Origin of the sequence: Lujinxingia vulgaris, from assembly GCF_007997005.1 — a bacterium.
In the GTDB taxonomy this organism is placed as follows: domain Bacteria; phylum Myxococcota_A; class Bradymonadia; order Bradymonadales; family Bradymonadaceae; genus Lujinxingia.
Genome location: NZ_VOSL01000055.1, coordinates 30,386 through 48,972, shown reverse-complemented (window position 1 = coordinate 48,972; position 18,587 = coordinate 30,386). Strand labels below are relative to the sequence as shown.

Genomic DNA, 18,587 nt, shown 5'->3' with positions numbered 1-18,587 from the left:
CACGCTTAACTTAAAACCACACATCACCCGCAAACGCACAAATTGCGGCGACAGCGGCGCTTCACTCTGTTGAATCTTCGTCTCCTGAAACTCTACGACCACTCAAGCTTTGCGTCAACTTTCGGAGAAGTTTTTTTCACCAGCCCGCACAGGCCGCACAAAAAGACCATAAAAATCAACAACCTGTAGCACGACACAGCCGTCACACTCTCCGTTGCCGATCTGGCGACCTCGCGTCGCACCTCATCAGGCGCTGATCGGCGCGTCGCCCACCAATTCAACTCTTACCGATCGTTAAAAACCCAAAAAAAGAACTTGAAACCAACGACAACGCTCACGATACTGAAGTCGCTAACATCACTTTCCAGCTCCGCCCACGCGATGAGCCCTTTAAGGCCCATCCTCCCCCACGAGGTGTACCGTGAGAGCGTCCTTCTCTACCGTCGAAAAGGCGATCCGCGCCGCTGCGAGCAACCCCCTGCCGGAGACGATCCGCGAAGATCACTCATTCTTGCTCGACCTGGGCTTCGACTCGCTGACCATCACCGTGCTCACCCTGGAGTTGGAAGGCTACGTGGGCCAGCCGGTGCTCCTGAATCGCTGGGTGGAGTCGGCCTCCAACCCCACCGACCTCACCGTAGGCTCGCTCTGCGACTACCTCGACCAGGTGGTGAGCGCATGAGCCCTCCGATCTTCTCAACCCATCTCGACGCCGGCGGCGTGCTGCATGTGCAGATGGATACGCCGGGCTCCGAAGTCAACATCTTCAGCGCCCGCGCCGCCGAAGAGCTCATTGAGCTGATGGCGTCCGTCGATGCGCAGACCACCCGCGCGCTCGTCTTTAAGAGCGCCAAAGCCCGCAGCTTTATCAACGGCGCGCAGCTGATGCTGGCGAGCGCCGTGCAGTCTCCCGAGAGCATCTTTGAGATGACCGCGCTGCTGCGCCGCGCCTACGCCAGCGTCAAACGCTGCCCGGTGCCCACCATCGCCCTGGTCACCGGCTCGTGCTACGGCTGCGGCGTGGAGTTCTCGCTCAACTGTGACTTCCGGGTGGCCACCGACAGCCCCGACGCCACGTTCTACATGACCGAGATCGCCGACTACCTGAACACCCCGGCCTTCGGCAGCACCCAGCGGCTGCCGGCAATGATGGGCCTGGAGCGCGGACTGGGCTTCCTGCTCTGGGGGCACCGCCTGTGGGGCAAACGCGCGCTGGATCACGGCCTCATCGATGCGCTGCTCCCCCTCAATGACATCGACGCCTCGCTCGATGCGCTCATCGACCAGATCCAACGCGATCATCTTCAGCCTCACGCCCCGAAGGTGGAGTCGGCCGACGACATCACTCGCATCGCAAGGGCAACACGCGCGCTGATCGACCGCCTCCCCGACGACTACCACCGCATCTACACCCGCTGCCTCGATCTGATGGTGTTCGCCGCAAAACGCGGCGCGCATCCGCCCACCGAAGACGATTTTCGCCGAGAACTCGCCGCCGCCGGTGAGACCCTGGTGGAGCAGCAGGCCCAGGCGGCCCGCTCGTTTCTCTACCTGCGGCAGGTCGCCGAGCGCGTTCATGTGCGCCGCCTCCCGGCGCGCCAACCCCTTGAGCTCACCCTTCGGCGCGGCGTCGATGTCCACGCCGACGCCTTCTTCGACGAGCTCGAAGCGCGGCCTCTTCGCCTCGTCCACTACCGCGCCGACGCCCTCGCCAGCGACGCCCCCCTCTCGCTGCACCTCACCCCAACCCGCGACGCCGACGAGACCGAAGCACCGCCCCCCATCGCCCTTGCCATGCACGGCGGCGCGCCGCCCACCGCCCTCCCCGACGACGCCGTCTTCCGGTTGCGCCGACCGCTTCCCGGGCTCACCCTGGAAGCCTGCGAGCGCGCCCTCCCCGGCACCGGCACCCGCCCCCTGCTGGAGGTGCGCCTGCCGTCGGGCGGCGAACGCGCCCCGGGCCACCTCTTTGAGTGGCTTGATGCCTGCGGGTTCGCGGTGATCTTCTCCCGCGCCAGAGCCACCTTCCTCAGCGATCGCTTTCTGCTGGCCACCCTCGCCACGTCGCTTGCGAGCCTCCGCGCCGGGCTGAGCCCGGGCGATGTGCACGCCACGATCCGCCACATGGGCATGGTCCCCTCGCCACTTCTCAGCGCTCGCCAGAGCTTCACACCCGACGACCTCGAAGGCGCGCTTGCCCCCCACCTTCCCGACACCTGGGAGGGGCCTGTCGGCCAGCATCTAAGCGATCTTCTCGACGATCGCCCCGCGCAAGCCGGCGCCCCCTCCGCGCGCCTCGACGCGGCCATTCACCTCAACCTGCTGGCGACGATCCTCACCGCCCGCGAGCGCGGCGAGCTGGCCCACCCGACGGTCTCTGACGTCATCGCCCGTGAGCTCCTCGGCTACCCGGTCGGGCGCACAAGCCTCTGCGAGCACCTGACCCCCGCTCGGGTCGAGACGATGCTTGAGCAGGTCGACCCGCGCTTGCTCCCGACCGCCCACATCGCGCTTGCGCAGGCCTTCGTCGAGCACGCCCGCGCCTTCTACGTCTGAGCCCTCCCACCCGTCGTTCTGAGGTTTGCCATGTCCACATCCACCGCTCCGACGCCCCTCTCGGAACCCTGCTGGGTTCGCCCGGCCTCGGCCCTCGATACGCCGCAGGCGGTCCTCGACGCCATCCCCTCTCCCGACGAATCGCTCGCCGCAATCTTCTGGCGGCGTGCCAACGCCTCACCCGAGAAGCCCGCCTTTTACGACGTCACCCTGAGCAGCGACGGTCCCACCGCCTCGCCCATCAGCTTTGAGCACATGGTGCGCGCGGTGGAGCGCGCCCGACTCGCGCTGCGCGATCACGGCGTCACCGAGGGCGAACGTGTGATCCTCTCGCTCGACGACGTCGACATCTTTATGGCCTATATGCTGGCGTCGATGACGCTCGGGGCCATCGCCGTGCCGCTGCCTCCGCTGACCGAGCTCAAGCTCTCGCGCAGCTTCAACGAGCGCATCCGCGCGGTCTGCGCCGACTGCCAGCCTCGCGCCCTTGTCGCCGACCACCGAGACCGCTGGGACGCCCTCGATCTGGCAAGCCTCGGCACCACCGCGCTCCTCGACGGCCCGGCGCTCCTCGATGGCGATGCCCCCGGCGACCCTGTGGCTGAAGAAGACTGGCAGCGCCCCCTCCACCAGACCGCGTACCTGCAGTACACCTCCGGCTCCACCGGCTCGCCCAAGGGCGTCATCGTCACGCAGAAGAACCTGGTGGCGAACCTGCGCGCGAGCACGCTCGCCGGGCACTTCTCGACAGCCGACCGCTCCTTCTCCTGGCTGCCCCTTTACCATGACATGGGCCTTATTGGCGGCCCGCTGCTGGGGCTCTTCGTGGGCTTTGCCCCCTACCTGATGCGCCCCTCGGGCTTTGTGGCGCGCCCGGACAGCTGGCTCAAAGGCATCACCCGCTTTGGCGCGACCTTCATCGTCGCACCGAACTTCGCCTACGCGGTGGTCGCACAGAAGTTGCCCGAGCGCCTGCTCGACGGTGTCGACCTCTCCTCGGTGCGTCTGGCCTTCAACGGGGCCGAGCCCATCGACCATCGCACCGTCGACGCCTTCCTCGACCGCTTTGAGCCCTTCGGGTTCAAGCGCGAAGCCTTCTTCCCGGTCTACGGGCTGGCCGAGGCCACGCTCGCTGTCGCCTTCCCGCGGCCCAACACCCGGGTGCGCTACGACAGCGTCGACCGTCACGCGGTCGCCGATGAGCGCCGTGCCCCCTGCGAAGAATCCAGCGCCACCCACGCGCTCACATCCGTCAGCGTGGGGCACGTGGTGCCCGAGCACACCTTAATTCTACGCGATCTTCAGAGCGGTCAGGCTCTCGGCGAGCGTCAGGTGGGCCAGATTCACGTCCGCGGCCCCTCGGTCTCGCCGGGCTACTGGGGCAAAGACGTCGATCCCGACGCGGAGCTCGCCACCGGCGACATTGGCTACGTCGCCGACGATCAGCTCTACATCATCGATCGCCTCAAAGATCTGATCATCATCGCCGGCCAGAACTTCGCCCCCTCCGACATCGAACGTCACGTCGGCCGGGTCCGGGGGCTGCGACTGGGCCGGGTGGTCGCCTACACCCGAGCGAACGCGCTGGGCACCCAGGCCCTGCATCTGGTCGCGGAGATCTCCCCGGGCACCTGGCGCTCGTTTGACGAGCTGGAGCGCGAGGTTCGCCACACCCTCCAGCATCATTTCGGGCTGGCGCTGGCCGATCTTCAGCTGGTCCCGCCCGGCTCCATCCCCAAGACGTCCAGCGGCAAGATCAAACGCCAGCACACCCGCCGACTGGCCGAGACCGACCAGCTTCGCAATGCACGCGACTGGCCAACGCTCGTGCGCACCCGCGTCGGTCACATAAGAAAACAACTTCTGACACTCAGCGCGCTTGCCGTCGAGCGCACCCGGCAGCTATTACCTTAAGGTCTGCGAAACAACGAAGCCGTAACCAGTGCCCGGGCAGCTCGCCACCGGGGGGTCAGGTGAACGCCCGTGCACAACCTGCGCCCCTTATCGGGAGCGCGATGGTCGTACCCATTCAGGATCTCCCTCATGAGCACCACCTCCGGCACCACCCGCAGCGGCCTCCTCGACGGGCTGCTCGCCCGCGTCGCCCCCTCCTTCGCCGATGCCCCCGTAGAGCAAGCGTTCCGTGCGAAGATCGTCATCGTCTTCTCCCTCTCACTGGCCATCTGGGCGCCGATCTATTCGGTGATCATGTACGCGCTCAGCAGCACCTGGGTGAGCGCGCTGGGTGTGATGATCTGCGCGGCGATGGTCTGCGCCTCGATCTTGATGCTGCGTAAGAACGTCAGCTTCAACGTGATCGGCAACTGGCTGGCCTTTAACGTCTACTGGGTCATGATCTTTGTGACGATGGTCGCCGGGTTCGGCTCCCCACCGCTGCTATGGCTGGCGGTGGTCCCGATGCTCGCGATTCTGGTGGCGAACATCCGCTCCGGGGTGGTCTGGCTGGTGCTCAGCCTGACGGCGTCGGCGACGTATTACATCCAGGTGCTCTCCGGCAGCGAGCGCTCTCCCTCGCTCGGAGAGCGCGAGTCCATCATCTTTGAGATGACGGTGCTGGCCGGACTTTACGTGCTGGTGCTCAGCCTCACCCTGGCTTACGAGGCGCTTAAAAACTGGGCGGTCAGCCAGATGCAGCGCCGCGAAGCGCACACCCGCGCGATCGTAGAGACCGCCGCCGACGGCATCCTCACCATCCGCGCCAACGGCCAGATCGAGGAGCTCAACCCGGCAGCTGCCCGCATCTTCGGCTACCCGCAGGATGCCATCGTCAGCTCGCCATTCAGCGCGATCGTGCCGGCGATCACCGGGCGACCGCACGCGGCCAGCCCCTTAAAAGAGGGCACCGAAGACACCGCCGAAGAGCCCACAAAAAGCCTCTTCGCCGAGCAGAACACCCCGGGCGGCATCGCCGCCTGGGAGGGCGACCTTCATGAATCCGACGCGGTGCGATCGAGCGGGGAACGCTTCCCGGTGGAGCTCTCCGTCAGCCGAATTGAGAGCGACCTTGAGGAGCGCCGCGTGGTGATCCTGCGCGACATCACCGAGCGTCGCCTGGCCGAAGTGGAGCTGCGCGAAGCCCGCGACGCCGCGTTGCAGGCCAGCGAGGCCAAGAGCGCCTTTCTGGCCAACACCAGCCATGAGCTGCGCACCCCGCTCAACGCCATCATCGGCTACAGCGAGCTCATCAGCGAAGAGATGGCCATGGACGGCCAGAAGGAGTACCTCGACGATCTTCAGAAGATCGGCAGCGCCGCCAACCACCTGCTCAGCCTGATCAACGGCATCCTCGACCTGGCCAAGATCGAGGCCGGCAAGATGGACATGTACCTGGAGACCATCAACCTGCCCGATCTGCTCAAGAGCGTCGAAGCCACCATCAAGCCCCTCATCGAGAAAAACGGCAACCGCTTCAGCGTCGACGCCGAGCTCGCGCCCACCGCGATCGTCGTCGATCTCACCAAGCTGCGGCAGATCCTCTTCAACCTGCTCTCCAACGCTGCCAAGTTTACGCATAACAGCGTGGTGCGCCTCAACGTCTACAGTGAGTCGGCCGACAACCGTGAGTGGTGCGTCTTTGAGGTCCAGGACCGCGGCATTGGCATCTCCCCGGAGAAACTCGAGGCGCTCTTCGACGCCTTCACCCAGGCCGACGAGTCGACCACGCGCCGCTTCGGCGGCACCGGCCTGGGCCTGACCATCACCCGCCACTTCACCGAGATGATGGGCGGCGCCATCTCCGTGACAAGCCAGGTCGACGAGGGCTCCACCTTCCGGGTGCGCCTGCCCAGCAAGGTGGAGCTGGCCGAGAACGATCCGTTGATCCTCGACGAAGAGATCGAAGATCTCAGCGTGGACCTTCCCGAGCACGCCCCCTCGGTGCTGGTGATCGACGACGACCCCACCGTGCACGCACTGATGCGACGTTTCCTCAACCGCGAAGGCTACCGCGTCAGCTCCGCGCTCAGCGGCTCCGAGGGCCTGGATATGGCCCGCGAGCTGCAGCCGCACGTCATCACCCTCGACGTGATGATGCCCGAGATGGACGGCTGGACCGTACTCACTCGCCTCAAAGCCGACCCGGAGATCGCCGAGATCCCCGTCGTCATGCTCACCATCGTCAGCAACAAGAGCATGGGCTACGCGCTCGGCGCCTCCGAGTACCTGCTCAAACCGGTGGACCGCAGCCGTCTGACCCGCGTGCTCGACATCTTTGGCCAGGGCCGCAAGAGCAGCCAGAGCCTGATGATCGTCGAAGACGACGACGCCACCCGCGACGTGCTCGAACGCACCGTGATTCAGGCCGGCTGGAAGGTAGAGAGCGCACCCAACGGCCGCGTCGCGATGGAACTTCTGGATGAAGGCGCCATGCCCAGCCTCATCCTCCTCGACTTGATGATGCCCGAGATGGACGGCTTCGAGGTCCTCGACCGCCTCCAGGAGAACCCGCGCTGGAAAGACATCCCGGTGGTCGTGGTCACCGCGATGGATCTCAACCAGCGCGATCGCTCCCGGCTCACCCAGCGAGTGCACCATGTGCTCAACAAGGGTCATTACAGCCGAGATGATCTCCTCGGGCTGGTGCGCGACGCGGTCAACCGCGGCGCGCGCAGCCCCTCCAACGGCTCCTCACTCTCCTCCAACTCCGAGTCGGCCTGAGACCACGTGCAAGGCCCCGACGTTGGAAAACCCGCGAGCGGGCTGCCACACCGGCAGCCCGCTCGCGCTCAGGATGACGAGAGCCCCGGGAGGCTCTCCTGGCCATCCTTCTTCCGAAACATCGCCGGGGCAGCGGGCTCTCCCCGCCGGAGCTGCTCCCACAAGAGCTCGAAGACCCGGCCGTCGGCGGCGCGCTGCTCTTCCGAGCGCCGACGCAACGAACCCATCACAAGGTTCATCCTCCCCTGCTCCTGCAACTTCGCTTCATGCCTGGCGAGAAACGCCCAGTAGAGCGCGCGGATCGGACAGTCCGAGCCCGGATCAAACGCGCACGTCCCGCAATAATCACTCATCTTCGCGATGTAGTTCGATCCGCTGACGTAAGGCTTGGTCGTGAACAGATCCCCCAGCGCAAACACGCCCATGCCCAACACGTTGGGCTCCACCACCCAGTCGTACGCGTCGATGTAGAGCTCCCAGAACCAGTCGTTGATCTGTCCGGGCTCGACATCCAGCAGCGTCGCCAGGTTGGCCAGCACCATCAGGCGAGTGATGTGATGGCTGTAGCCCTCGTCGAGGACGGAGGCGACCACCGTGTCCAGACACACCAGCCCGGAGGGCTCGCCCCAGTACGCCGCCGGAAGATCGTGGGCGCCCCCTAAGAAGTTCGGCGCGGCCTGGTCCGAACGCCGCTCGGCCCGCTCCCCGGGGAGATCACGAAACCCGTCGGTCTGACGATGCACATGGCGCATAAACTCGCGCCAGCCCAGCACCTGCCGCACAAACCCCTCCTTGCTGTTGAGCGGGATCTCCAGCGCGCACACCTCCTCGATCACACGCGCCGGCATCAGCCGGTGAAGGTTCATCGCCGCGGAGATGCGCGTGTGAAAGAGCCCGCGCGACCGGTGGCTCATCGCGTCTTCGTAGGGGCCAAAATAAGTCATGCAGGCGTCTTTTGCCCAACGCCAGAGCGCGTCAACATCCTCCGCGCTCGCCGCAACATGTTCGGGGTGCAACGCTCCGGGGTGATCGGCGAAGACCGAGGCGATCATCTCCGCCACCTCCCTGGTGATGGCGTCCGGCTCAAAGACAGGCATCTCCGGCGCGGGAGGCTCCCCCGACCAGGGCTCACGGTTCTGATCATCGAAGCTGTAGCTGCCGCCCCGGGGCTTTCCCTGCTCCATCAGAATGCCGGTCTTCTTGCGCATGAAGCGGTAGAACGCGTCCATGCGCCAGGGCCCCTCCTTATGCTTCTGGCTCTTGAGGAAGTCTTCGGCGCGGGAGAGCCAGCCGCTGTGGTCATGCCAGCGAAGCAGCCCCTCCTCCACCAGGGGTTGAAGTTCGCTGCGAAGTTCGCGCTCCGCGGGCTCGATCCCCTCCAGCGAACCCAGCTCTTCGCAGATCTGACGCAGGCACGTGGCGTAATCCTCCGAGGTTATCGCGTAATGGATCTGCACCCCACGCCGCGCTTGCTCCAGGGCAAAATGACGCTGACTGGCAAGCACCCAGAGCAGCTTCTGTTTATGATAGGGCCGCCGGCGACCTTTGGCCTGGGATTCAACGAGCACCACCCCCAGCTCCTCAGCCGGGGTCGACGCCAGCGGCTCCAGCGCCGCGTTGAGCTGATCGTAGGCCACGTAGATCCAGCGCCGCTTCCCCTCGCGGAGCGACGCCTGGGCTTCGCGCAGATGTTCAAAAAACACACTCATTCCGCACCTCTCAGAACTTCCATACCTTCGTCACGCAGCGACCTTAGAAGTTCGCGCCATAGCCCAGTTGCAGCCCTCCATCAGGCCCCATACCCACCTGAACCCCTTCGAGATAACGCGCCGAGGCGCGTCGCTGCAGCGTGAAGAGCGTGCTGTCAAAGACGAGCAAAAACGCCCCCTGCACGAGCAGCGAGGGCCCGTAGCCCTGGAGGCGATCATCATCGCGGCGCAGGCCCCGCTCCCACATAAACGCCCCCGAGGCCATGTAGGCCACATTGAGACCGATGTTGATGGCCAGGATGCGCTCAAATGAGCGCCCCTCCTCGAGCGTCTCCAGCCCATCGAAGCTCGCCGCGTCGTCCCGCAGCGCGCCACGCAGCCCGAACCCGGCGATCAGAGCGTTGACCACATTCCAGGCGGCGTTCATCTGGTGAAAATAGCGCTGAGGACCGTCGGTCATCAGGTAGCCCGCGGTTCCGACGCCGATGTTGAGCGCCGACCAGCCGAGCAGCACACCCATGCCGCGAGCCTGACGATCGAGGCGCGCCTGGTTGACCCGGCGAAGCTCCGCGGGTGAGGGCCAACGGGTGATGCCCGGCGAGGTCTGCGCCGCGGCTGACGTGGGCAACGCGCGCGACTCGGGCGATGGATCGGCCTCGGCCCGGGCATCTGCGGGCTCAGCCGCCAGCGCCGGACGGCTCAGCGCGGCGACCGCACAGAAGGTTGCGGCGGTGAGCGCCCCCGCCCACATCACGCCTCTGACGATCCCTCCCGCTCTCCACATCGTTGCCTCTCGCACCCGCTCTCCTTCATGCTTGACGCCTCCCGGCGTGGCCTCATGGTGGGCCACCGGAGATCACCGTTGTCACGAACGACTCCGGGGAAGGGTAAACGCATTTTCAGGAGTTCAAGACCATGTCCCCCCATCTTCTCGCGATCGACCTGGGGTTGCGCTGCGGCTTCGCCACCTACAACGCCGAGGGCCGCCTGCTGCGCTACCGATCGACGAACTTCGGCTCCAAACGACGGCTGCGCGACGCCGCCTGGGCGGTGCTTCGCGATGAGGCCCCGCTGGCATACGTGGTGCTCGAAGGCGACCGGGGGTTGGCCGAGATCTGGCAGAAAGCCGCCACGCGCCAGGGCGCCGAGATGCTTCAGGTGGCCCCGGAGCGCTGGCGCCAGGCGCTGCTCCTCGATCGCCAGCAACGCAGCGGCGCCGACGCAAAAGCCGCCGCCGACCACGTCGCTCGCGAGGTCATCGCCTGGTCGGGCGCCCCCGCCCCCACCACCCTCCGGCACGACGCGGCCGAGGCCATCTTGATCGGCCTCTGGGGTGTCCACGCCGTGGGGTGGCTGAAGACGTTCCCCGACCTTATTGCGACATGATGCGACGCGGCGCCATGCCGCTCGACCGCTCAGGATGCCGATGTCGTCGCAGTCTTACTGGTCACCGCCTGGCGTTGCGGCAACCGGATCGTCGCCCGCGTCCCTCGCCCCGGCTCGCTCTCAAGGTGCAGCGTTCCGCCGAACTCCTCCACAATCTCACGGCTCACAAAGAGACCCAGTCCGGTGCCTCGCCCGGGCTCCTTGGTCGTGTAAAAGGGCTCAAACACGCGCTCCAGGGTCTCCGGCGTCATACCTGGCCCGTTGTCGCACACCTCAATGCAGGCGTGTTCGTCGGAGGCGAAGGTCGTGATCTCCACGAGGTTCTGGTGCCTCCTGTCCGAGCTCATCGCGTGCGCCGCATTGATCAGCAGGTTGAGAACCACCTGGCTCAAACGCCGCCGGCTGGCGATCACCTCGCCACACGCCTCCAGGGCCATGTGCAGCCGGGCCACCTGCAGCACTTCAGCGCGCGCCCAGCGCAGCGCGCCCTCCACAGACTGGCGAGGGTCAAGCACCTCGCCGCGCACGTCGCCCTCGCGCCCGATCTCCTTGAGATCGCTCGCGATCTCGATCGCCCGCTCCAACCCTTTTCGAGCATCTCGCAGCGAGGCGAGCACGTCGGCTTGCGCCTCCGCATCCAGCTCACGCAGGTCGGGGGTGTCCTCCAGAAGCTCGTCGATGAACTCGAGGTTCGCCTGCGCGTAGCCCAGCGGGGTGTTGACCTCATGGGCCACACCGGCGGCCAGGGTTCCCATCGTGACCAGACGATCGGTGTCGATCGCCCGTGCCATCGACGCCTCGCGTTCCCGTACATCACGCATCGTGGCGATCAGCGCGTCGCGGCCCAGAAAGCGCGCGCGAAGCGCTCTGGCCTCCACCGGCACCGCTGCCGCGGTATCATCTTCGGGCACGCGCAAGCGCAACGCGACCGCTTCGCCATGCTCCTGCGCCTCACGCAGCAGGCCCGACACATCGTAGCCCGGCGCGCCCAACGTCTCGATGCGCTCTCCCACAAGCTCCGGCCCACCACGCAACGCGAGCATCCTGGCGAGCGCGTCATTGGCAAAGATGATCGCGTCCTCGTGAAGCACCATCACCCCATCCGGGCTGCGCTCCACCATCGTCCTGAAGGTCTCCTCAGACTCTTGCAGCGCGTCATAGCTCTCCCGCAGACGCTCTCCCTGCGCCTGCAACTCCTCCATAAACGCGCGGCTGGCCAGGGCCGCATCCGTAAAACGGCGCAGACGCGCCAGCAGCGAGAGCGAGGGAGGGTAGTCGATCTGAAAGGTCGCCTGCCTCACACCGAAGATGTGATGGGCCCGCGCCGGTTTCATCCCGATCAACGCCGGAGAGTGGCGCAAGAACTCACCACAAATACGAAAAAACACGGGGCAGTCGCGAACGTCCGGCGGCAGCGTCAACATCACCCGAAACCCGATGCTCCCCAGCTCCTCGACATCGAATCGCGCCACGGGAAACATCATCGGTCCGAAGACATAGTTCGCCATCCTGTATAAGAGCTGCGGGCTGCAGAAGAGACCACCGACACGCGCAAAATTGCTAAAAGGATTTTTCTCCACAAATCGCCGTGTCATCGCAGGGACGAGCTCGCCACCGAGCGCCTCCTCCATGCGCTCTAAAAAGATCACAAAACTCTCCCAGGGCACTCGCATATAGGCGGTGCGTTGGATCGCTCGGTGATCGAGCTCGAGACCTCGCGCCAGGGCGTCCACATCGAGCCCTTCGTCGATGGCCACGTCGACCGCCAATGCCACCGGTTGGCTCAAAATATATCGCGCGGCCATCTCGTCCTCGTCACAGATCGTGCAGACACCATGGCTCCCCCTCCACGGCAAAGCTATTGTTCTGGCGAATGCGTCAATTGTGACAATTTGATCGCAACACGACAACCCGCAACGCGCCTGCAATCCGGGGAGGGGACTTTCGGGCAAGGTGCGTGTCCCACCTCGAAGAGACGCCTCGGCGCAATCGGGCATCTCCTGCCGCTCCCCATCGTCGCGACGCCCCGAAAAAAAAGAAACAAAACCCCTTAAAAATCAACACCTTACAACGCAAAACCCCGTTCTCCACTCACCGGGGAGGCCGAGCTGACCACGACCGGGAGTCAACGCTCGGGCTGGCCGGAGTGCGCATCAAGGGCCGACCAGCGCGGCCCCCCGACGATCATTCTCCCTGCGAACACTGACCGTGATAACAGATCCCCGGAGGCGCGCAGACCTCCCCACAGCCGCCGCAGTGAAACGCGTCCGACTGCAGATCCACACACGACTCGTTGCAACGCGTCTTTCCGGCGGCACACTGCGAGCGTCGCATCTCACGCTCCCGATCCTGATCGGCGGCATGCTGCTCCGCCAGATTCTCACCGGGGTCGGGGTTGAGATCGTTATGGGAGCCCTGCGCACAGCTGAGCGTCCCCCAGGCGATGGCTCCGGCGAGTAGAGCGGCCTTCCACGCGTTCTTCCTGGCTAACAGCGTTGTTGCAACATCACGACGCATCGCACACTCCCTGCATCTCTGCGAACACTCCCATCACGAACCTTTTCACACGGCTCGCTGGCGCCATTGAGGCAGCGGTGACTTCAACGCAGCGGTCTAAGAGGCGCGGCCGCAAACGTATCAAGTTTACTCGGAAACCTCAGCCACCTCCGGTGGCAAACTCACCTCACAGCGCTTCCCATTCTCATCCTGCTGGGGCGTGACGCGCAACGCGTCCACCGGAAAGCCGCGCCGGTCCAGATCTTCATAGATCTGCGCGAAGGTCTGCGCGTTCATGCAGGGCGTTCGGCTTAAGATCCACAGGTTCTCCTGATCGGGCCCGGAGACCGCCGCCCACCGGTAATCCGCATCGAGCGCGACCACCCAGTAGGGGCTCTTAAAGGGCCAGAAGAAGCGCACATTCAGCTTCGCCGGATCGCGCCCATCATCCACCCACGCTCGGCCCGTGATGTCACTGACCTTGCCATCAAAACCTCCCTTGAGGCAGCGGTTGTAGACGCGGATATCCCCGTCATCGCGCAGCGAGTAGGTCGCCGTCGTACCCACACAATCGCGCTGCGCACGCAGAGGCACCGAGGCCAGCTCGTACCAGGTGCCCAGGTAGCGCTCGATCTCCAGCTCGTCGACGACCTTCACGCTCGACCCGCTGCCACCGGTGCTGGCGCAGCCGGCCCACGCCAGCGCCCCCAGCGCCACGACCGAGAGCGACGCCACCATCTTGAATGATACTCCCATCCTGAACTCCTCACCAAGTCGCTCGATACACACCGTTAAAGCCCCCCACAAAGGCCGATCGCCTTGCCCGGGCCTAAGGTCGTTCCGAGCTTTGGGCAGTCAACGCTCCCATTGGCTTCAACCTCTCAAACCCGGACGCCATACCATGTCTGACGCGCGATGGACCTCCTTCCCCGATCCGAGCTTTGCCCTGATTCAGGGGGCCAGCCGCGGCCTGGGCCTGGCCATGACCCGCGCCCTGCTCGGCGCGCCGCACTTCTCCCGGATCGTCGCCTGCTCACGCAACGCGACGACGACCGCCGCGCTGGCGGAGCTTCAGGAGGAGCACCCCGGGAGGCTGGTCTGCGTCGACCTGGACGTGACGCGCGAGCACACCATTGAGGCGGCCGCACGCGAGCTCGGGACGCAGGTTGAGCGTCTGCACCTGGTCTGCAACGTGGCCGGGCTGCTTCATGATGCGTCGCGCCAGATCACCCCGGAGAAGCGCCTGGGCGACCTCGACCCGGCCGCCTTCAACGCCCTGATGCAGGTCAACGCCCTGGGCCCGGCCCTGGTCGTAAAACATCTCACCCCGCTCCTGCGCCACACAGAGCGCACCGTCATCGCCAACCTCTCGGCGCGCGTCGGCAGCATCGGCGACAACAACCTGGGCGGCTGGTACAGCTACCGCGCCTCCAAGGCCGCTCAGAACATGCTCACGCGCACGATGGCCATTGAGCTCGGCCAACATCGGCGCATGGGCGAGCTCATCTGCGTGGCGCTGCACCCGGGGACAGTCGACACCGGGCTCTCAAAGCCCTTTCAGGCCCACGTCCCCGCCTCAAAGCTCTTCTCGACCGAGCGCGCCGCGACACAACTTCTCGACGTCATCGACGGGCTGCGCCCCGAAGACTCCGGGCGCTTCTTCGCCTGGGACGGCTCCTCCATCGACTGGTAATCCGACAGCCATCCGACGCGGATGGCTGCAGGAGCCTTTCAACGACGGCGCCCGGAGGGCTGTCACCTCCGCCTCCTGCCCTCGCGCAGCCCCCCCCGCACGCCAGCCCGGACTTGCGTAACCGCGGCGTCTGCGTTAACTGGCCGCGTCACGTGCGCGGGTCTACGGCGATGCCGGAACGCCGGCGCGTGCCTCACAGGACGCCTCCGTCCTCCCTCCTTTCGCTGTGCCCCTCCAAAAGCCATCGCGAGGTTATCGCCCCGCCCCATCACGGCGGGGAGCACGCGCCGCTGCGGCCTCAAGCTGCGGCATGGCGAGTTCTGTGTCGGGAGGCGCGCGACCTTCCCCTCGTTCGTTTTCATGTTCCAAGGCAGACGTTTTGCACCCCGCTCTTCAATCTTTTCGTGACACCTGGTTCTTCAACCTTCGCGGCGACATTCTGGCCGGCATCACCGTGGCTCTGGCGCTGATTCCGGAGGCCATCGCGTTTTCGATCATCGCCGGCGTCGACCCGATGGTGGGGCTCTACGCCTCGTTCTGCATCGCGGTCACGACCGCCATCGCCGGGGGGCGTCCCGGCATGATCTCGGCGGCGACCGGGGCGATGGCGCTGCTGATGATCACGCTGGTTGCCGACCACGGGCTGGAGTATCTGCTGGCTGCGACCATCCTCACCGGTGTCATTCAGTTTATCGCCGGGGTCTTCAAGCTGGGTCGTTTCATCACCTTTATCCCACATTCGGTGATGCTGGGCTTTGTCAACGCCCTGGCGATCCTGATCTTTATGGCGCAGCTCCCACATTTTGAGGGTGCCGGCTGGCTGATGTACGCGCTGGTCGCAGCGACGCTGGCGATCATCTACGGGTTGCCCCGGCTGACCCGCGCGCTCCCCTCGGCGCTGATGGCGATTGTGATCATCACCGCCGTCGTGCTCTTCGCGGGCTGGGAACTTAAGACCGTGGGCGATATGGGCCGGGTCACCCGGGCGCTTCCCCTCTTTGCGCTGCCGAAGGTTGCGCTCTCGATAGAGACGCTGCTGATCATCCTGCCCTACTCGCTGACCCTGGCGATGGTGGGGATGCTGGAGTCGCTGCTCACCGCCTCGATCGTCGATGACATGACCGACACGCGCAGCGACAAAAACAAAGAGCTGCGCGGTCAGGGCATCGCCAACGCCATCGCCGGATGTTTTGGCGGGATGGCCGGCTGCGCGATGATCGGGCAGTCCGTGATCAACGTGAAGAGTGGGGGGCGGGGGCGGCTCTCCGCGCTTGTCGCCGGCATCTTCTTGATGTTCTTGATTCTGGTGCTCGGCGATCTCGTTATGCGCATCCCGATGGCCGCGCTCGTCGGCGTGATGATCATGGTCAGCGTGGGAACCTTTGACTGGAACTCGCTGCTCGATCTTCGCAAAATCCCGGCGGCCGACTCGGTGGTGATGCTCTCCACCGTCGCCACCGTCGTCTACACCCACGACCTTGCCAAAGGCGTAGCGGTGGGCGTCATCCTCAGCGCGCTGATCTTCGGCTGGCGTATCGCGCGGCTGGCCATCGCCGACGAACTTATGGAGTGCGGCAGCAAGCGCTACCGGGTTCAGGGCCAGATGTTTTTTGCGACCTGCACCGACTTCAGCGAGACCTTCGACGTGCAGGCCGACCCCGGGCGCGTGGAGATCGACTTCTCCGCCTCCCATGTCTGGGACCACTCGGCGGTCGCCGCCATCTCGCGGGTCATCACCCGGTACAGCGCCCTGGGCAAAGAGGTTGTGCTCACCGGTCTGAACGCCGAGAGCCAGCGGCTGATCGATCGCGTCGGGCTTGCCGCGCCATCGGGGCACTGAAGCCCCCCCCGGGAAGCTGACCCCCGGTCGGCTCCCGGCCCGGCAGATTGCTGACCCCCGGTCGGCGCATTCGACCGCGAATAGCTGACCCCCGGTCGCCTGCCTGGCCGGCAGATTGCTGCCCCCCGGTCGACGCATTCGCCCGCGAATAGCTAACCTCCGGTCGACTCAACGTGACCACCATCGCCGTGAGGCGACATGTCCATCGCGATCGCCTCGCCATTGCGCCTTCCTGAAATTCGGAAAAGCTTTCTGGCCAACGCTGAACCGGTGCGCAGGATACCTTTTTGTTCACCTCAGCCAGGTGCGCATGTCTCTGGCTCACATCGACCCCTGACGCGATCTTCTTATGCGACTGCCCCCTCTCCTCTCCCCGCTGGCCACATTCCTTGTCTCTGCGCTTGTGTTTATGTTTACCGCCTGCGCTACCGGCTCCTCGACCGAGACACAGGCTACCGACACTTCGGCGACGCCCTCCGAAGAGGCGTCGGAGCAAAACGAAGGTAAGATTCTCTTCGTGCTCACCAACCACACCGTGCTGGGCGATACCGGCACATCGACCGGCTACTACTTAAGCGAAGTTACGCACCCCTGGTCCGTGCTTAGCGAGGCCGGCTACTCCATCGATGTTGCCAGCCCGCAGGGCGGGCCGGTCACCGCCGACCCCAAAAGCCTGGACATGGATGACCCGATCAACGCGGCGTTCTGGGAAAACGAGGCGTGGCGCAGCCGGCTCCAGACCACGCTGGCCATCGATCAGGTCGATCCGGAACACTACCAGGCGATCTTCTTTGCCGGCGGCCACGGCACCATGTGGGACTTCGCAGACAACGCCGCCATGCAAGAGCTCACCGCTCGCATCTGGGAGGCCGGAGGTGCGGTCGCTGCGGTCTGCCACGGTCCGGCGGCCCTGCTCAACGTCAAACTCTCCAACGGTCAATGGCTTGTCGCTGGCCGCGAGGTCACGGGCTTTACTGACGCCGAGGAGCGCGCTGTGGAGCTCGAAGAGGTGGTTCCCTTTTTGCTGGAGCGTGAACTTCGGGAGCGTGGCGCCACCTTTGACGGCGCGGACAACTTTCAGGAAAACGTGGTCGTGGACGGCCGGCTGCTCACCGGCCAAAACCCGGCCTCGGCCACGGGCGTCGGGCAGGCGATTGTGGAGGCTCTCAACTCCGAAGAGATCGCCGCTGATGACTCGCCATAACGCGCTGAATTTAGGGCGAGTGTCGGACGTCGAACGTCGGAGTAACCTGACCTCTCGTTGTGGAGCCTACTGTGACCTGCTCGTCGTTCCTGCTCTCATCGCCCGGCCTGCTTCAACGCCGACGCTCTCCCGCAACCTGTGCGATCTTGCTGACCTTGTTCGGTGTGGGCTGTGACCGCGCGGAGCCCGCGGCGGAGCAGGTCATCGAGACGTCTCAGGAACTGACGTCACCGTATCAGGCCCCCGAGGACGATGTCGTCGCCGACGCCTCCTCACCGCTTCCCTTCCCCTCCAATGACTGGAGCTGCGATCTGGCCAGCGCCGAGCGCGCGCAGGCCTGGATCGACGCCACGCGCCCGGCGTCCTCCGATCAGACGCTGCGCGGCATCAACGCACTCAGCCCTACCCGTCAGGCGCCGCGGATTCTTATCGGCGTCAGTGACGGCTCACTGAGTCTTCTGCGTCGCGACTTTGAAGACGACCTCGGCGCGGCGGCCGACGCGCTTCGAGAGGCGCAAGCGCAACAACCTGATGGCGAGCCGGCGACAATCGCCTTTCGCATCGACGGCCCCACCTCGGCCGAGCGCATGAACGGCGTTCTCAGGGCACTTCGCGATGAACTCGGCGAGTCGGTGCTCTTTGTGGTCCCCGCCCCGGCGCCTGTCGAGCGGGCCGCCCCTCCCACTGACGAGGCGCTCGAGCGCGCCGCGGCTTCCGGCCACCTTGCCAACCCTCAAACCTGCCCCGCGGTCGATCTCCTCATGGAGCGGGTCGCTACTCTGCCCCCGGCCGAGGGCTCTGCGGCGGTCCGAGATGACCTGGTCGATGCGTGGATGACATGCGAGTGTCAGCCCGATCTTGAGGCCCTTCTTGCGCGCACGGTCTGGCCTGCCGCCGGGCGTCAGCCTGTCTCCGTCGGGCAGCTCTCCACCAATGCCCTTCAGACCATGGTCACCGACGACCCACTCGCCTGGACGACGCTTGCCGGCCAGCTTGATTAGTCCTGGCCTGCCCCTCTGACCCGAG

General features: G+C 65.4%; 14 protein-coding genes. 9 read left to right on the top strand and 5 right to left on the bottom strand.

Annotated elements, in window-relative coordinates:
* Positions 1-421 precede the first annotated feature (421 nt).
* The 4 genes from FRC96_RS22195 (at position 422) to FRC96_RS14080 (ending at position 7,233) form a co-directional block, all read left to right on the top strand.
* Positions 422-682, top strand: a complete 261-nt coding sequence (locus tag FRC96_RS22195; protein WP_230470261.1) for a hypothetical protein — start codon at positions 422-424, stop codon at positions 680-682.
* On the top strand, positions 679-2,556 hold the full coding sequence (locus FRC96_RS14090; protein WP_230470260.1) for an enoyl-CoA hydratase/isomerase family protein: 1,878 nt from the start codon (positions 679-681) through the stop codon (positions 2,554-2,556). The genes FRC96_RS22195 and FRC96_RS14090 overlap by 4 nt, the downstream gene beginning before the upstream one ends.
* Before the next feature lie 30 nt (positions 2,557-2,586).
* On the top strand, positions 2,587-4,470 hold the full coding sequence (locus FRC96_RS14085; RefSeq protein WP_146975270.1) for an AMP-binding protein: 1,884 nt from the start codon (positions 2,587-2,589) through the stop codon (positions 4,468-4,470).
* 129 nt (positions 4,471-4,599) lie between these two features.
* A complete protein-coding gene (locus tag FRC96_RS14080) occupies positions 4,600-7,233 on the top strand; it encodes a response regulator (protein ID WP_146975269.1) in 2,634 nt (877 codons plus the stop codon).
* A gap of 68 nt (positions 7,234-7,301) precedes the next feature.
* On the opposite strand, the gene FRC96_RS14075 is transcribed toward FRC96_RS14080, so the two are convergent.
* Together FRC96_RS14075 and FRC96_RS14070 are read right to left on the bottom strand one after the other, a co-directional pair.
* Positions 7,302-8,942 (bottom strand): cryptochrome/photolyase family protein, encoded by a 1,641-nt coding sequence (locus FRC96_RS14075; protein ID WP_146975267.1) that lies wholly within the window; start codon positions 8,940-8,942, stop codon positions 7,302-7,304.
* Between the two features lie 43 nt (positions 8,943-8,985).
* Positions 8,986-9,741, bottom strand: a complete 756-nt coding sequence (locus tag FRC96_RS14070; protein ID WP_146975265.1) for a DUF6992 family protein — start codon at positions 9,739-9,741, stop codon at positions 8,986-8,988.
* A 116-nt stretch (positions 9,742-9,857) separates the two neighbouring features.
* Here FRC96_RS14070 and FRC96_RS14065 point away from each other — a divergent pair, with 116 nt between their 5' ends.
* Positions 9,858-10,328 (top strand): hypothetical protein, encoded by a 471-nt coding sequence (locus tag FRC96_RS14065; protein ID WP_146975263.1) that lies wholly within the window; start codon positions 9,858-9,860, stop codon positions 10,326-10,328.
* 29 nt (positions 10,329-10,357) lie between these two features.
* Here the strand turns inward: FRC96_RS14065 and FRC96_RS14060 are convergent, their stop codons facing one another.
* From FRC96_RS14060 to FRC96_RS14050, 3 genes are all read right to left on the bottom strand, one after another.
* Entirely contained in the window at positions 10,358-12,133 is a 1,776-nt protein-coding gene (locus FRC96_RS14060) for a sensor histidine kinase (protein ID WP_230470259.1), read from the bottom strand.
* 379 nt (positions 12,134-12,512) lie between these two features.
* Positions 12,513-12,845, bottom strand: a complete 333-nt coding sequence (locus FRC96_RS14055; RefSeq protein ID WP_146975260.1) for a hypothetical protein — start codon at positions 12,843-12,845, stop codon at positions 12,513-12,515.
* A gap of 126 nt (positions 12,846-12,971) precedes the next feature.
* On the bottom strand, positions 12,972-13,580 hold the full coding sequence (locus tag FRC96_RS14050; RefSeq protein ID WP_146975258.1) for a lipocalin family protein: 609 nt from the start codon (positions 13,578-13,580) through the stop codon (positions 12,972-12,974).
* Between the two features lie 145 nt (positions 13,581-13,725).
* On the opposite strand from FRC96_RS14050, the gene FRC96_RS14045 reads away from it, so the two are divergent.
* The 4 genes from FRC96_RS14045 to FRC96_RS14030 all read left to right on the top strand — a co-directional run bounded on the left by FRC96_RS14045 (position 13,726) and on the right by FRC96_RS14030 (position 18,562).
* Positions 13,726-14,517, top strand: coding sequence for an SDR family oxidoreductase (locus FRC96_RS14045; RefSeq protein WP_146975256.1), 792 nt, complete (start codon positions 13,726-13,728; stop codon positions 14,515-14,517).
* A gap of 310 nt (positions 14,518-14,827) precedes the next feature.
* Positions 14,828-16,357 (top strand): SulP family inorganic anion transporter, encoded by a 1,530-nt coding sequence (locus FRC96_RS14040; protein ID WP_146975254.1) that lies wholly within the window; start codon positions 14,828-14,830, stop codon positions 16,355-16,357.
* 349 nt (positions 16,358-16,706) lie between these two features.
* Positions 16,707-17,561: a type 1 glutamine amidotransferase domain-containing protein gene (locus FRC96_RS14035; protein WP_230470257.1), complete on the top strand. Its 855-nt coding sequence runs from the start codon at positions 16,707-16,709 to the stop codon at positions 17,559-17,561.
* A gap of 71 nt (positions 17,562-17,632) precedes the next feature.
* A complete protein-coding gene (locus FRC96_RS14030) occupies positions 17,633-18,562 on the top strand; it encodes a hypothetical protein (RefSeq protein ID WP_146975253.1) in 930 nt (309 codons plus the stop codon).
* Positions 18,563-18,587 lie beyond the last annotated feature (25 nt).